This window comes from Plantibacter sp., assembly GCF_059073635.1.
Map to the genome: position 1 here is coordinate 563,844 of NZ_JCACOF010000010.1, position 14,948 is coordinate 578,791.

Genomic DNA, 14,948 nt, shown 5'->3' on the forward strand with positions numbered 1-14,948 from the left:
CGACCGGCTCGGGCCGGTGCCGGGATCCGCGAGAATGTTCTCCATGCCCCGTCACCGACTGCGTCGTCACCTCCTCACCGCCGTGATCGCGGCCACCGGTTCCCTCCTCGTCCTCACCGGCTGCGCTGGCCCGGCCACGACGCCGACCGCGGACACCGACGCGACGCTCCGCGTGGGCCTCGTCCTCGAGCCGTCGGACCTGAACATCCGGACGACCTCCGGCGTCGCACTCGAGCAGGTCCTCATCGACAACGTCTACCAGGGGCTGGTCTCGCGCACACCGGACAACGAGATCGTCGACACCCTCGCCGAGCGCCACGAGGTCAGCGCCGACGGGCTCACCTACACCTTCGTCCTCCGCGACGGGGTGACCTTCCACGACGGCGCTCCGCTCACCGCGGCCGACGTGGTCGACTCGCTCACGCAGGTGCAGCAGAACGCGGCGTTCGTCGACCACCTCGACCTGGCGCAGCTCCAGACCGTCACGGCGGTCGACGACCGCACCGTCCGGCTGCAGCTCAGCTCCCCCGACTCCGACCTGCTGTGGGCGCTGACGGGTCGTGCGGGGCTCGTCCTCCAGGCCGGGGCCGACAACGACCTGTCGACGACGGCGAACGGCACCGGCCCGTTCACGCTCACGTCGTGGAAGCAGGGCGACAGCATCACCGTCGAGCGGAACGACGACTACTGGGGTGACGCTCCGAAGGTGAAGGAGGTCGTCTTCAGCTACATCCCCGATGCGTCCTCGGCCGTCAACGCGACCCTCGCGGGCGAGGTCGACGTGCAGATCGGTCTCGACGCGAACCTGCGGGACCAGGTCGAGCGTGCCGACGGCCTGACGATCGTCGAGGGGAAGACGACCGACAAGTACACCCTCGCCTTCAACAACCAGCGCGCACCGCTCGACGACCCCCTCGTCCGGCAGGCGCTCCGCACGGCCATCGACCACGCTGCCATCGTCGAGGCGGTCGGCGGCGCCGCGGCCCTGCAGTACGGACCGATCCCGGAGCTCGACCCCGGCTACGAGGACCTCAGTGACGTCGTGAGCTACGACCCGGAAGCGGCGAAGGCGCTCCTCGCCCAGGCCGGCCAGGAAGACCTCGCACTCACGCTCACCGTCCCGAACCACTACGGCACCGCCGCCACCAACGTCCTGGTGTCGCAGTTCAAGGCCATCGGCGTCACCCTCACGGTCGACAGCGTCGAGTTCCCCACGTGGTTGAACGACGTCTACACGAACCACGACTACGACCTCAGTCTCGTGAACCACGTCGAGGCACGCGACGTCCAGCACTGGGCGGACCCGGACTACTACTTCGGCTACGACAACCCGACGGTGCAGTCGTTGGTCGCCGAGGCCAGGGCTGCGACCGACCCCGCGGTCGCGGACGAACGACTCCGCGAAGCCGCAGCGCTGGTCTCGAAGGACCACGCCGCAGACTGGCTCTACACCGGGATCACCCTCACCGTCGTGCGCGACGGCGTCACCGGCTTCCCCACCGACTTCGTCAGCGAGCACCTCGACCTCCGGGACGTCGCCGTCACCGACTGATCGTCGGCGGGAGGCTAGCCGCGACCCGGCACCGCGCGTGGCGGAGGACACCAGGTCGTCCTTCGGCAGCGCCGTGCCGTCCGTGAGGGCCTGCGTCCAGGTGGCCGTCGTCGCGACCGCGGCGAAGTTCGAGTCGAGCAGCGCCATGAGGGTCGTGTGCACCGTCTTCGCGTCGACGGACCCGGCCGCGTTCTCGAGGTTGATCGCGCCGGTCGCGTCGGAGAGCACCTCGACGTCGATACCGAGTTCCTCGGCGCCCGCCGCGGACGCGATGACGCAGTTGTTCGTCATGTACCCGACGAGCGTGACGGTGTCCGACGCCCTGCTCGCGCAGCCACGCCTCGAGGTCCGTCCCGGCGAAGACCGAACCGTACTGCTTCACGACGCGCCTTCCAGGACGGCTGCGCGCGGCGGGCGACCTCGGGGTGGAGCTCGAACGCGCTCGTGTCCGGGTCGAAGACCGGAGCCCCGCTGCCCGATGAGTGCTGGACGACGGCGACCGGGATTCCTGCGGCCGTCGCCGCGTCGATGGCGGTCGCGATCCGCAGGATCGACTCCTCGCGCGGCGGGTACTGGATCGCGAGCGGACCGGCGAAGTACTCCTGCTGGACGTCGATCAGGATCAGGGCGCGACGGGTCGTGGTCACAGGGGAACTCCTCGGTTCGGTGATGGCATCGGCACGACGCCGGTTCCATCCTCCCTCGGAAGCGGACGACACGCGCCACCGATAGTCTCGGCGCATGGGGATCAGGGGTGCGGGGATGCGGTCGGTCGGGATCAGCGCGGGGCTCGCCGTGATGGTGGTGCTGTCGGCGTCGGCGTGCGCGATCGTCCGCGACGCCGAACGCGTCGCCGACCTCCGATGCACCGAGCACCCCGGCGTCGGCCGACCTCCTCGCGTGCAGCGACCTCGCATCGCTCGACACCGTCGCCGGCGTCCTCGCTGCTGAACCGGCGGACGTCGTCGAGGCCGTGCAGCCGTCCGATGCCGTGGATCTGGCCGTCCTGACGGCGGCCGGCGGGCTCGCCTGCTCCTGGCGGGTGGGCGCCGGACAGCAGATGATCGGCGATGGAGCGGGCGACTGGGCCTACCTCTCGATCGAGATCCTGCCGGGCGCTGCCGACGATTGGGCCCCGCCCTACGCCGGCGACACACCGTCCGAGGACACGAGGACGATCGCCGGTGTCGAGGCGACCACCTCGTCGGGCGAGACCGGGTGGCGCGTGTCGGCGCCCGTCGGCTCGGCCTGGGTCGAGCTGTCGATCACCGCCTCCGGGCTGACCTCCACCGGCAGCCGATTCGAGGGCACGCCGGCGGGCGAGGTCCTCGACAACCTCGCCACGGCGGCGGAGACCACCTTCTCGACGGTGGAGCCCGCCTCCGAGGCTCAGCTCGCCTGGCCCGCGCTCGCGCCACGCGAGGGCGACGCGACCTGCGACGGCGGGCTGGACGAGGCCGGGATCGTCTCCGCACTGCAGTACGGCGAGGCCACCACCACCTACACCGTCATCGATCCGCGGGCCCAGCCGATCGGCGATCTGGAGGATGCGGCGAGCGCCCGCGTCGGTGCGTTCAGCTGCGAACTCTTCGCGGAGGGCTTCGGGTACACCGACATCCTGGTCGTGCGCGACGGCGCGACGATCATCGACGAGCTGGCAGCCCAGCCCGACATGGCGGCGGCGCTCGAGCCGGTCACCCTCGAGGGCGCGGTCGACGGCGAATCGGCACTCGTCGCGCGCCGCATGGACGGTCCGCGGTCGCCGCTCTACCTCACCGTCGGTGAGACGTTCTACGCCGTCAGCTCCGGCGACGGCGCGCAGACGGTCGCTGAGGCGATCATCGCCCAGACCCGGTAGCGGCGAGACCGACGCTCGCGATGAGCGGCGCGACCGTCACGACGAGGATGAACGCGCGCTCGGCCAAGCCGAAGGTGTGCGGACGAAGCGGCCGGACCAGGAGTGAGACCACGAGGGCGGCGAGCGCGACGGCGGCGATCGGATCGAGGACGCCCAGGACGGCGCCCGGCGCTCCACCGAGCAGGCGTCCGAGCGGGCCGATGGTCGAGTACCCGAGGGTGAACCAGGCGACGGCGAACAGGAGGTGCACCCTCCCGCCCGCTGTCGTCGAGGAACCCGTCCGATCGGTCGGCACGAACGGCATCGCCGCCAGCAGGCCCCCGAGCACGAGCAGCCAGCCGCCGACGCCGAGCCGACTCTCGCCGAGGGACACGTCGGGTCAACACGCCTGCGCCCAGTGCCGCCCAGGCGGCAGCCGCACTCCAGGAGGACACGGTCGCGAGGGTCCGCGTGGTGCGCGAGTCGGCGACCGCGTAGTCGCTCACGGTGTCTCGGACGGGGTGGATCCCGCCGGGCACGACATGGAGGGCGATCAGCAGCAGCAGTCGACATCCGAACAGGACGGAGGCGAGGACGAAGATCGGTTGAGACATGATGACCCTTCAGGACGTTGTGGAACGGGCTTCCGTCCATGAGGCTAGAGATTCAAGTCACTTGAAGGTCAAGGAGGGTTCCGGTGAGGATCGGTGAGCTGGCGAGACGGACCGGTCTGGCGACGTCCGCGATCCGTTTCTACGAGCAGCGCGACATGTTCAGCCCAGGGCAGGTCGAACGGCGCGCGAACGGGTATCGCGACTACGGGCCGAGCGCCGTGCGGCGTCTGGAACTGATCCAGGCGGGTCGGGCGGCCGGCTTCTCGCTCGACGAGATGCGGAACCGCATGCGCGACTGGGACACCATGCCCGTTTCGCAGCGCGCGGACCTGTTGCGGGAGCAGCTCGAGGTCATCGAGGAGCGGATGCAGGAACTCGCGCGCGGGCGCGAGACGGTGCTGGCCGCGATCGCCGGGTTGTCGGAGTCGGATCGGAGCTCGGGGTGAAGGTGGTCGCCGAGGCGATCATCGCGCAGACGTAGTGACGGCGGCAGCGTCGGCGGGCGGTGTCGTCCGTCGGGCGGAGGGCCGGCTCACTCGCCGGCGGTGTCGAATCCGCAGGTCTGGATGGTCCAGGCGATGAACGCCTGATAGTTCGGGTCGGTCGCGGCGCTCTGCACGGCCTGCGACTCGGTGAACCTCGGGTCGAGCCCGACGTCGGAGACGAGGCTGTCGGCCGGGAACTCGGCGAGGATCGCGGCGGTCTCCTCAGCGGCGGTCGCGAACACCTCGGCGCCGGCTGCGACCTCGGCGCTCACGTCGTCCAGCGGCAGGAGGTCGCGGATCGTCGTGACCTGCGCCTGCACGGCCTCGAGGTCCTCGCCGACGGTGCCCGACTTCGCGGTCGCCGCCGCGCGGTTGGCCGCGCAGAACGCCGTGTAGTCGGCGGGCCCGTCCGCGACGTCGGCGGTCGCAGTAGCGGTGGGGGTCGACGACGGCGCCGTGGAGTCGCGGTCCCCGCTGGACGGTGCAGAGCATCCGGCGAGGAGGCCGGCGACGAGGAGGGCGGAGCCCCAGACGAAGGCGAGTCGGCTGCGGTGCGGTGCGGTCATGAACGAGGTCCCCTTCATCGGTCTGCGAGTCGGCGCCATCCATGTTGCCGCACCCGCGCGCGGTCCGGAAGGTCCGCGGCGCGGTCCGGAGCGTGATCTCGTATCGTTGATCGACGTGAGTACCTCCCTTCCCACGACGTTCCCGCTGTCCACCGACCGACTCGTCCTCCGCCTGCACGAACCGTCGGACGTCTCCTGGTTGCTCACGGTCTACTCGCGCCCGGACGTCGCCACCTACCTCCTCGACGAGCCGTGGACGGAGGAGGTCGCACGGACGAAGAGTGCCGAGCGGCTTCAGCGCACCGGCCTGGACAGCCCGGCGCGTGCGCTCGCACTCATCGTCGAGCACGAAGGTGCGCCGGTGGGCGAGGTCCTGCTCTGGTACACCGACCATGAGCGGGGCGTCGCCGAGATCGGCTGGGTCCTCGACCCGGCGCACGGCGGCAAGGGGTTCGCGAGCGAGGCCGTCGGTGCTGTACTCGACCTCGCGTTCAGCACCCCGGGGATGCACCGGGTCGCTGCACAGCTGGACGGGCGGAACACGGCGTCGGCGCGACTCGCGGAGCGGGTCGGCATGCGGCACGAGGCCCACCTCCGGCAGAACTGGTGGAGCAAGGGCGAGTGGACCGACACGGTCGTCTTCGGCCTGTTGGCGAGCGACCGCGGCTGAGGCGGTCGACTGGCTCACCCGATCGCGATCGCGGCCGGGCCCGTGAGCGTGCCGACCTGACGCCCCTCGCCACGCCTCAGCCGTCGGTCCCCGTCACCGCGCAGATCCCGCGCTGGGGACGGCGTGTACGTCGGTGATGCCACGCTTCGCCAGCGAAGCCGGATCCGCCGCGGTCCGAGACGTCACGACCGTGACGGGCTCGCCCTGTTGACGCAGCTCGTGCCAACGCTCGAACACGACGCCACCCGGTGCGAGGTCGGCCCGAGCGATCGGGAGATCGTGGTCGTCGACCTCGACGACGACACCGACCGTGCGCGGGAGCACGCGGGCGGCGGCACTGGTACGCGCGTCCGCGACCAGCTCGGCGAAGCGACGGCCGAGCGGCTTGACCGCGTTGTCCACGTCGAGCAGGCCGAGCGAGTACTCGAGGTCCTTGTAGTCGCCGAGCGACCGGGACACGTCGTGCGAGCACCACCAGGTGATCCCGTACAGACCGGGCGAGGAGAGCGCGGCCTCGACCGTCCGGGCCGCGAACTCCGGCATCTCGGTGTCCGCCAGGTTCATCGACGGAGCACCGACCTCCTGCAGCCACACCTGACGCCCCGAGTCCGTCGCGAACGCCTTCGACAGCTCGATCATCCACTCGGCGTGGCGGACGGATTGCGCGGACAGCCCGCCGTAGCGCTTCGCCGTGCCGTTGAAGATCCAGGAGTGCACGGTCGTGATGTCGCCGAGCCGCGAGGCGTGCACCGGGAGGAACGGATGCCCGTCCCGATACCAGAGGTGATCGTTCTCGCTGTGCGTGAGCAGGTGCCGGGGATCAGGGTCGACCGGCGCCTCCAGGAGTCTGGTCAACCAGTGCGCGACCTGATCGCTGTCAGCGGGCATCGCGGCCGGATTCGGTGGCTGGAACTGGTTGAGCTCGTTGCCGAGGGTCAGGCCGATGAGGTTCGGGCGGTCCCGCACGGCGTCGTAGACGGCGGACACGAGCGCGGCCTGCGCGTCGACGGCGGCTTCGTCGACGAACATGTTGCCGTCGTGCCAGTTGACGAGCCAGGCCGGGACGAAGTCGAACCCCGACATGTGCCCCTGGATGACGTCGACGGCGATGTCGAGTCCGAACTCGGCAGCCAGGTCGGCCACGAGCGAGACGTCGTCCAGTGCCTGGCGCCGGATGAGCGTCCGGTTCGGTTGCAGCACCGGCCAGAGCGGGAACACCCTGACGTGGTCGAGACCGAGACCGGCCAACGCCTCGAAGTCACTGCGGACGACGTCGGCGTCGATGCCCATCCACTGGAACATCCAGTCCTTGGAGGGTGTGTAGTTCGCTCCGAAGCGCGGAGTGTGGTCGGTCACGGTGTCACTCGTCCTTCTCGATCGGGGTATGGTCCGGGGCCTGCGCCCGTGCGGTGGATTCCCGCACGATGAGTCGTCGCGCTGAGACGGTCTGCGAGGCGGCCCGCTCGCCGTTCACGAGCCGCTCGAGCAGTTTCACCGCCATCCTCGCGCTCTCCTCGACGGGAGCGTCGAGCGCGGTGATACGGGGACGCACGAGGGTCGACACCCACGAGTCCTCCCAAGCGATGACGGACAGCTGCTCGGGGACCCGGACGCCCAGCTCGGGCGCGTGCGCAATGATCTCGGCAGCCATCGCCTCGCTGTCGACGAGCAGTGCCGTGGCCGGGCCGGAGCGCCGCAGCACGTCAGCGACGGGATCCTCGGCGGACGGTTCCCAGTGCAGCACCGTCGGCGTCATACCCCGACGTTCCGCGGCCTCCACGAAGCGACGGTCTCGTTCCCTGGAGTGGACGAGGCCCGGAGAATCGCTCACGCGGGAGATCGCGCGGTGACCGAGTGCGGCGAGATGCGCCAGCACCTCTTCGTAGGCCGCATCGTCGTGCACGGTGACGGCCGGAACGACATCGTCCACGGGCGCACCGAGGAGGACGGCCGGCGCGCCCAGCTCGCGCACCTGCAGGATCCGGGGGTCGTCGTCGCGGACGTCCACGAGCAGGAACGCGTCCACCCGCTGCTCGCTCCACCACTCGCGGTAGACGCGCTCCTCGTCGGCGTCCTGCACGAGCGTGAGCGACAACGACCAACCGATGGCTGCAAGGGGCTCGGTGAGACCGGCGATCAGCCGCATGAAGAAGGGGTCGCGCTCGAACGTGTCGCCGGAACGCGTCACGACGAGGCCGAGACTGCGCCCGCCACGGCCGCTGACCTTGCGACTGGCGTAGTTCGGCCGCCAGTGCAGTTCGTCGGCCGCGCGGCGGATGCGGTCCGCCGTGGCCGTGGACACGTTCGGTCGTCCGTTGAACACGTGCGACACCGCCGACGGGGAGACCCCCGCGCGGGCGGCGACGGCGGCGATGGTCGCGCGGGCCGGTTTCTTGTCGTTCATCGTGTCCGAGAGTAGGGGCTTGACCGGATCTTGTAAAGCGGTATACATTGACCGCACGTTGATGTGTACCGCTACACAAGCGCCACGCGGACCACATGATCACGCCCCATCCCGACGCACCGCAGCTCTCAGGAGGTCTCATGACCGATGGCATCAGCAGACGTACGTTCCTCGGCACGGTGATCGGTGGCGGGGTGATGATCCCCTTGCTCACGGGATGCGGTCCCCTCATCCCTGCCTCCGGTGTCCCCGGATCGATCTCGGTGCACACGCAGTTGAGCGGCGCCGTCTCCGGAGCCCAGGTCTTCTCCGACGTCGTGGCCGCGTACTCCCGCGCGACCGACCGCGCCGTCGCCCTCCTCAAGAACGGCTCCGACCTCCCCATCGTCTTCGAGACGAGCTCGCTCGCGGGTAAGGAGGCGGACATCGCCATGGTCAACCTCCAGGGACGCACCCTCTCCTGGACCCGGCTTGGCGCAACGATCCCGGTGGAGGATCTGCTGGACGACTGGGGCCTCCGCGACAAGATCATCCCGGAGGCGCTCGAGGAGTGGACCGACGAGGACGGACACCTCCGCGCGTTCCCCTTCACCCGGACCAACTGGCCGGTGTCGTTCAACACCGGCCTGCTCGCGGAGGCGGGCGTCGACGTGCCGACCACGTCCGACGAACTCATCCTCGTCGCCGACGCTCTGCGGTCGAAGGGCATCGGGCCGGTCACGGTCGGAGGATCGGACTGGAGCGGGCAGAAGCTGTTCCTGCAGATCCTGCAGGGCTTCCTCACCAAGGACGAGGCCACCCGCGCGTTCTCCTCCGGCAAGCTCTCGGAGTTCCCCGGAGCGGTCGCCGGCGTGGAGCACTTCGTCGAACTGCGGGATGCCGGGGTGTTCGTCGACAACGTGCAGGGGTACACCTCCGACTCGGAGCTCACGCAGTTCAACACCCGGAAGGCCGCGATCGTGCCGGCGATGTCGTCCGCCCTCGCCCTCGTCCCCGCGGAGCGTGCAGCCGAGGTGACCGTCGGCGGGTGGCCGACACCCTCGCAGGGAGGCGTCGTCGACCATCCGACCGTCATCCAGAGCTACAACGGACACGGCATCTGGATCAGCGCGAACGGCGCGGAGAAGCTCGAGCTGCTGAAGCCCTTCATCCAGAACCTCTACTCCCCCGAGGTCACGAGCGAGTTCATCCTCGGCTCCGGTCGCGACATGAACCGGATCACGGACGTCGTGAGCACCGACTTCCCCCTCGTCGCGCAGGCCTCGCAGCTCACCACCGACCAGGTGACCCCGGTCATGCTGCCCGATCTGCTCATCCCCGATGCGGTCTTCGAACCGATGATCCGGGTGACCGCGATGGCCTACGGCTCCGCGAGCGCCGACCAGATCATCGACCGGTTCGAGCAGGCCTACGACGCGGCCTGAGGGCCCGAAAGGACATCATGACCGTGCTCGAAGCCACCCCCACGACGGGACGACCCGTCTCCGCCCGACCACCAGGCGCTCGTCCGCGTCGCTCTCCGCTCCGGGAGCGCTTCCCCGGCCTCGCCCTCCCGGCGCTCGTCTGGTACGCGGTCTTCATGATCGGGCCGGTCGTCGCGATCTTCGTGATCGCCTTCCTGCGCTGGCCGGGGATGCTCGAGACCCCGTCGTTCGCGGGCCTGGACAACTTCAGCGTCGTCTTCGCGGACGCCACCTTCTGGGCGGCCCTCGGCAACTCCGCCGTCCAGATCGTCGTCGGACTCCCGATCATGATCGTGCTGGCGTTCCTCCTCGCGTTCTACGTCGTGCAGAAGCCCCGTGGGCACCGCGTCCTGCGGTACATCCTGTTCATCCCCGCGCTCATCTCGGCGCCGGCTACCGCCATGGTGTTCTACGCGATGCTCAACCCGGACGGACTCGTCAACGGACTCCTCGCGCCGCTCGGCCTGGCGGGCAACGCCTGGCTGGCCGACCCGTCGACCGCGCTCGGCGCCATCATCGCCGTGGAGCTGTGGAGCGGCATCGGCTACTCGGCCGTGCTCATCGCCGCCCGTCTCGACGGCGTCGACACGGAGATCGTGCAGGCGGCCCGGGTGGACGGCGCGAGCGACTGGCGCATCGCCTGGCGCATGTACTGGCCCATCGCCCGCGACTTCATCGGCGTGGTCACCATGCTCCAGTTCCTGTCGCTGCTGTTCAACTCGGCGCAGACCGTCCTCCTCCTCACCCAGGGCGGTCCGGGCACCTCGACGATGACGCTGTCGTACCTCATCTACAGCAAGGCGTTCGTCGAGACGGACCTCGGCTACAGCCAGGCGGTCGGTGTGGTCCTGTTCGTCCTCGGGCTGCTCGGCATGTGGCTGATCCGCCGGACCCTGCGCGCCACCCACTGATCGGACCAAGGAGACTCTCATGGCATCACGCACCGTCCTCCCCCTCCGTGACCGGTTGGGATCCCTGACGAGCGGCACCCTCGCCTGGCTGTACGCGGCGATCCTGCTCATCCCCTTCTACTACTTCATCTCGTCGTCGTTCAAGACGAACGAGGAGATCTTCGAGTCGCCGCTGGCGCTGCCGACGTCGTGGGACCTCTCGAACTTCGCCACCGCGTTCCGGCAGGCGGACCTCGGGCTCGCGATCGCGAACTCGGCGCTCACCACGATCAGTGCACTCGTGCTCACCCTGCTGCTCGCCCTCCCCGCGGCGTTCGCGCTCGCACGGGCGCAGGGCCGGCTCGGGAAGGTCATCGAGAACGTCTTCAACCTCGGCTTCCTGATCCCCGCCTTCGCGGCGTTGTTCCCGACGTTCCTCCTCGCCGCCGCCGTCGGGCTGTTCCACACCCGCACCTTCGTCGTGCTGCTGCTCCCGGCCACCGCGCTCCCGCTGTCGATCGTGATCCTCACCGCGTTCATGCGGACCATCCCGCGCGAACTCGAGGAGGCCGCGTCCATGGACGGCGCATCCACCCTGCAGGTCCTGCGTCAGGTGTACCTCCCGATCTGCATCCCCGGCATCGCCACGGTGCTCCTGCTGAACTTCCTGTCGTTCTGGAACGCCTACCTCTATCCGCTGATCCTCATCGGCCCCGACACCGCCCAACGCACGATCCAGGTCGCGCTGCCGACGCTCAAGGTCGACGCCGGCACCGACTACGGCGTCCTCATGGCCGGAACCCTGCTCACCCTGCTTCCGGTCTACCTCGTCTACACGGTCCTCCAGAAGCAGATGCAGAAGGCGCTGGTGTCGGGAGCGGTCAAGGGATGACGTGGTCGTCGTCCGAGCTGAGCCTGCGCGAGCGGGTCGGCCAGATCAACCAGCGTCTCAAAGGGTGGGAGGCCGTCGAATGGGTCGACGGCGCCCCGCGGGTCACCGACGTGCTCCGGCGCGAGGTCGACAAGTGGGGTGGGATCGGCGCGATCTACGGCGTCCTGCGTGCCGACCCGTGGTCGCAGGTGCGCTGGGAGAACGGCGTCCCACCCGAACGGAGCGCCGAGGCCTACGCGACGGTGCAGGAGGTCGTCCAAAATCGCGGATCCGGCCTCCCGACGCTCTTCGTCGAGGAGGTGCCGCACGGCCTCATGGCGCTCGGCGGCACCACGCTCCCGGTGAACCTCGCACTCGGTGCCGGGATGGACGTCGACCTCGTCGAAGGCCTCGGCGCCGAGGTGGCCGCCGAGGCCCGGGCGCGAGGCACGCACGTGGCGCTCGTCTCCGGGCTCGACGTGCTGCGGGATCCGCGCTGGGGTCGCGCCGAGGAGTGCTTCAGCGAGGATCCGGCGCTGGCAGCGCTGCTCGTGGAGGCGACCGTGCGGGGCATGCAGGGGCGGAACCCGCACGGGCAGCTCGCCCACGACCGCATCGCCGTGGTCGCGAAGCACCTCGCCGGGCAGGGTGCCGGCATCGGCGGCCGGAACGGATCCGGTGCTCCGATCGGACGACGCGAGCTCGGTGAGATCCACCTGCGTCCGGCGTACGTCGCTGCTCGGGCCGGCGTGTCCGGGTTCATGGCGGCGTACAACGACATCGACGGTGTCCCGTGCAGTGCCAACGCGGACCTCCTCACCGGGGTCCTCCGCGAGGACTGGGAATGGGAGGGGATCGTCATGGCCGACGGCACTGCCGTGGACCGGTTGCGCGACAGTACGCCCGATCCGGCGAGCGCCGCGGCACTCGCCATCACAGCGGGGGTCGATCTGAGCCTGTGGGACGAGGCCTTCACGCACGTGGAGGAGGCGGTCGAACGCGGGCTCCTCGATCAGGCGCTCGTGACCCGTGCCGCCGACCGGGTCCTCGCGCTGAAGCGGCGTGTCGGCCTGCTCGAGGAAGCGCAGCAGGAGCACGCCGTCGCAGGTCCGGCCGAAGGTCGCTCTCCGAGGGAGTTCCTCGAACTCGCGCACCGCGCGGCGGCGCAGTCCTGCGTCCTCGTGCAGGACGATGACGTCCTCCCGCTCTCCGCGTCCGCGGTCGTCGCCGTGATCGGCCCGAACGCCGACGATCTCGAAGCCCAGCTCGGCGACTACACGCCGCCGCGGCCGGACGACGACCCGCAGGCCTCCACCGTGCGATCTGCGCTCGAGGCACGGCACGGTACGGGCCACGTGCGATACGCGCAGGGTGCCTCGCACCGTTCCCGCCTTCCGGGTGACGCCGCGGAGCAGGTGGACGCGGCGCTGTCCGGCGCGGACGCTGCGGTCGTCGTGTTGGGTGGGACGAGTCGACGACGCTACGACGACGAGTTCGCCGACAACGGCGCCGTCGACGGCCCCGCTCCCGACACCACCAACGGCGAGGGTGTCGACCTCTCGCGCCTCGCCTTACCCGAGTCGCAACTCGATCTCCTCCGTGCCGCTCGGGCCGCCGCCCCCGTCGTGATCGCGGTGCTGATCGACGGCCGTCCGCGCCCACTCGAGCCACTCGCCGCGCTGGCCGACGCACTGATCGTCGCCCCGTTCCCCGGCCCGAACGGTGGCGCGGCGATCGTCGACGTCCTCGCGACCGGCGTCGGTGGCGGGTTGCTCCCGGCGACCTTCCCCTCGACCGACGGCGTGTTGCCCGTCGCCCACGACGAGCGTCGAGAGACGGCCCGCGGCTACATCGACGCCCGGCATCCCGTGGGCAGACTGTTCGGTAGTGGCACCTCCGCCGTGTCGGTCCGGCTGCGCCCCGTCGAAGCGACGCTCACCGCGCAGGCGCTGCGCGAGGGAGGCACGGTCACGCTGACCGCCGAACTCGTCAACGACACCGATCGGACGGTCTCTGTGCCGGTGCCGCTCTACGGCCGCCGCCATGAGCTCGGCGTCCGTCCGCGCCGACGCAGTGTGCTCGCGGTCGAACGGGTCCAGGTCGCTGCCCGGTCGACGGCCGTCGTGCGGTTCATCCTCGGTCTCGATGGACTCGGCTCCTGGGCAGATGGTCGTCCGGTGGCCGCTCCTGCGGAGGTGGTCGCCTGGACGGCCCCGAGCCACGATCCTCCGTCCGACGCCCTCGTCGTGCGGGTCACCGATCAGGAAGGAGGCACCGGGTGGGAGCACTGACCGCCTTCGCACCGGACGCCCGCACCCGGGAGCTGCTCGCCGACGCCGCCGAGGAGGTGCGACGGTCGACCGACGGCCGCATCGGCGACCTGGTCGGCCGGGCGCTGCTCGCCACGCTCACCGAGACCGTCGGCGTCGATCCGGCGGGACGGGTGTTCGTCATCACGGGCGACATCCCGGCCATGTGGCTCCGTGACTCGACGACCCAGCTCACCCCGTATCTGCGGTTCGTCGAGCAGAGCGGGCAATTGGCAGACCTCGTGGAGCAGGTGGTCCGCCGGCAGTTCGGGTTCATCGCCCACGACCCGTACGCGAACGCGTTCAACGACGGACCGACGGGTGCCCGCTACGATCCCGCGGACGTGTGCGAGGACCCCGAGGTCTGGGAGCAGAAGTACGAGGTCGACAGTCTCGCCTACCCGGTCACCCTCGCTCACGCGCTGTGGCGCCGGACCGGACGGACCGGATTCCTGCTCGACGCCCCCACGCCCGGCGTGCTGCGGACCGTCGTCGATCAGCTCCGCGCCGAGCAGCAGCACGAGACGTCTCCGTACCGGTTCGAACGGACGACCACCATCCCCACCGAGACGCTGCCGCGTGGCGGCCGGGGTTCCGCGGTCGCGCACACCGGCATGACCTGGAGCGGATTCCGCCCGTCCGACGACGCGTGCACGTTCGGGTTCAACATCCCGGCCAACCTGTTCGCCGCGGAAGCTCTCCTCTCGCTCGCCGAGATCGCGACCGAGGTGCTCCAGGACATGCCGTTGGCCGAGGACGCCCGCACCCTGTCCGCCGAACTCGTCGCCGGCGTCCAAGCGCACGGGATCGTGCCCGGGCCGGGTGGCGTCCCGATCTACGCGTACGAGGTCGACGGGCTCGGGGGCAGCCTCATCATGGATGACGCGAACACGCCGTCGTTGCTCTCGCTCCCCCTGATCGCACCGACCGTCCTCGATCCGGCCGTGTGGGCGGCCACTCGCGACGTCGTGCTGGGTCCGGCGAACCCGTACTGGTTCGAGGGCTCGGTGTTGCGCGGCGTCGGCAGTCCGCACACCCGTGATCGGCGGGTCTGGCCCATCGCGCTCGCCGTCGAAGGACTGGTGGGCACCCCGGCCGACCGTCGCCGTCTGCTGCGCATGATCGCCGACACGGATGCCGGGACGGGCCGCGTGCACGAGAGCATCGACGTCGATGATCCGGCTGTCTTCTCACGCCCCTGGTTCTCTTGGGCCGAGTCGATGTTCTGCGAACTCGCCCTCACCGTCGTGGACGATGAGCGAGCACGCCTGACGCGGTTCGCCTGAC

At 70.1% G+C, this 14,948-nt stretch carries 15 protein-coding genes and 1 pseudogene; 10 read left to right on the forward strand and 6 right to left on the reverse strand.

The window, feature by feature from the left end:
* Positions 1 to 43: 43 nt before the first annotated feature.
* Entirely contained in the window at positions 44 to 1,552 is a 1,509-nt protein-coding gene (locus AC5JOC_RS14865; protein ID WP_494246674.1) for an ABC transporter substrate-binding protein, read from the forward strand.
* Positions 1,553 to 1,786: 234 nt separating this feature from the next.
* Here the strand turns inward: AC5JOC_RS14865 and AC5JOC_RS14870 are convergent.
* Positions 1,787 to 1,843, reverse strand: a pseudogene (locus AC5JOC_RS14870) (hypothetical protein); the annotation flags it as partial.
* On the reverse strand, positions 1,840 to 2,199 hold the full coding sequence (locus AC5JOC_RS14875; protein ID WP_494246675.1) for an isochorismatase family protein: 360 nt from the start codon (positions 2,197 to 2,199) through the stop codon (positions 1,840 to 1,842). The gene AC5JOC_RS14875 and the pseudogene AC5JOC_RS14870, both read right to left, overlap by 4 nt.
* Positions 2,200 to 2,293: 94 nt before the next feature.
* Between AC5JOC_RS14875 and AC5JOC_RS14880 the strand changes: the two genes are divergently transcribed.
* Complete coding sequence (locus AC5JOC_RS14880; RefSeq protein WP_494246676.1) at positions 2,294 to 2,503, forward strand: hypothetical protein; 210 nt, start codon at positions 2,294 to 2,296, stop codon at positions 2,501 to 2,503.
* Positions 2,504 to 2,525: 22 nt separating this feature from the next.
* Positions 2,526 to 3,410, forward strand: a complete 885-nt coding sequence (locus tag AC5JOC_RS14885; RefSeq protein WP_494246677.1) for a hypothetical protein — start codon at positions 2,526 to 2,528, stop codon at positions 3,408 to 3,410.
* On the opposite strand, the gene AC5JOC_RS14890 is transcribed toward AC5JOC_RS14885, so the two are convergent.
* On the reverse strand, positions 3,391 to 3,783 hold the full coding sequence (locus AC5JOC_RS14890; protein WP_494246678.1) for a hypothetical protein: 393 nt from the start codon (positions 3,781 to 3,783) through the stop codon (positions 3,391 to 3,393). The genes AC5JOC_RS14885 and AC5JOC_RS14890 overlap by 20 nt on opposite strands.
* A gap of 303 nt (positions 3,784 to 4,086) precedes the next feature.
* Between AC5JOC_RS14890 and AC5JOC_RS14895 the strand changes: the two genes are divergently transcribed.
* Positions 4,087 to 4,449, forward strand: a complete 363-nt coding sequence (locus AC5JOC_RS14895) for a MerR family transcriptional regulator (protein WP_494246679.1) — start codon at positions 4,087 to 4,089, stop codon at positions 4,447 to 4,449.
* An 86-nt stretch (positions 4,450 to 4,535) separates the two neighbouring features.
* Here AC5JOC_RS14895 and AC5JOC_RS14900 read toward each other — a convergent pair whose 3' ends face one another.
* A complete protein-coding gene (locus tag AC5JOC_RS14900) occupies positions 4,536 to 5,054 on the reverse strand; it encodes a hypothetical protein (RefSeq protein ID WP_494246680.1) in 519 nt (172 codons plus the stop codon).
* 115 nt (positions 5,055 to 5,169) lie between these two features.
* Between AC5JOC_RS14900 and AC5JOC_RS14905 the strand changes: the two genes are divergently transcribed.
* Positions 5,170 to 5,724, forward strand: a complete 555-nt coding sequence (locus tag AC5JOC_RS14905; RefSeq protein WP_244175629.1) for a GNAT family N-acetyltransferase — start codon at positions 5,170 to 5,172, stop codon at positions 5,722 to 5,724.
* Positions 5,725 to 5,817: 93 nt separating this feature from the next.
* Here the strand turns inward: AC5JOC_RS14905 and AC5JOC_RS14910 are convergent, their stop codons facing one another.
* Positions 5,818 to 7,080, reverse strand: a complete 1,263-nt coding sequence (locus tag AC5JOC_RS14910) for a glycoside hydrolase 5 family protein (RefSeq protein ID WP_494246681.1) — start codon at positions 7,078 to 7,080, stop codon at positions 5,818 to 5,820.
* A gap of 4 nt (positions 7,081 to 7,084) precedes the next feature.
* The gene (locus AC5JOC_RS14915) at positions 7,085 to 8,128 is read right to left on the reverse strand and encodes a LacI family DNA-binding transcriptional regulator (RefSeq protein ID WP_494246682.1); all 1,044 of its coding nucleotides are present in this window, start codon (positions 8,126 to 8,128) and stop codon (positions 7,085 to 7,087) included.
* A 140-nt stretch (positions 8,129 to 8,268) separates the two neighbouring features.
* Here AC5JOC_RS14915 and AC5JOC_RS14920 point away from each other — a divergent pair, with 140 nt between their 5' ends.
* Genes AC5JOC_RS14920 through AC5JOC_RS14940 form a run of 5 tightly spaced genes read left to right on the forward strand, consistent with a single transcriptional unit; the run spans position 8,269 to position 14,947 of the window.
* Positions 8,269 to 9,552, forward strand: a complete 1,284-nt coding sequence (locus AC5JOC_RS14920) for an ABC transporter substrate-binding protein (protein ID WP_494246683.1) — start codon at positions 8,269 to 8,271, stop codon at positions 9,550 to 9,552.
* A gap of 17 nt (positions 9,553 to 9,569) precedes the next feature.
* On the forward strand, positions 9,570 to 10,502 hold the full coding sequence (locus AC5JOC_RS14925; RefSeq protein ID WP_494246684.1) for a carbohydrate ABC transporter permease: 933 nt from the start codon (positions 9,570 to 9,572) through the stop codon (positions 10,500 to 10,502).
* Between the two features lie 19 nt (positions 10,503 to 10,521).
* Positions 10,522 to 11,373, forward strand: coding sequence for a carbohydrate ABC transporter permease (locus tag AC5JOC_RS14930; protein WP_071259104.1), 852 nt, complete (start codon positions 10,522 to 10,524; stop codon positions 11,371 to 11,373).
* Entirely contained in the window at positions 11,370 to 13,643 is a 2,274-nt protein-coding gene (locus AC5JOC_RS14935; protein ID WP_494246685.1) for a glycoside hydrolase family 3 N-terminal domain-containing protein, read from the forward strand. The genes AC5JOC_RS14930 and AC5JOC_RS14935 overlap by 4 nt, the downstream gene beginning before the upstream one ends.
* Entirely contained in the window at positions 13,631 to 14,947 is a 1,317-nt protein-coding gene (locus AC5JOC_RS14940; RefSeq protein ID WP_494246686.1) for a glycoside hydrolase family 125 protein, read from the forward strand. Before AC5JOC_RS14935 ends, AC5JOC_RS14940 begins: the two co-directional genes overlap by 13 nt.
* The last annotated feature ends 1 nt before the right edge of the window (position 14,948 follow it).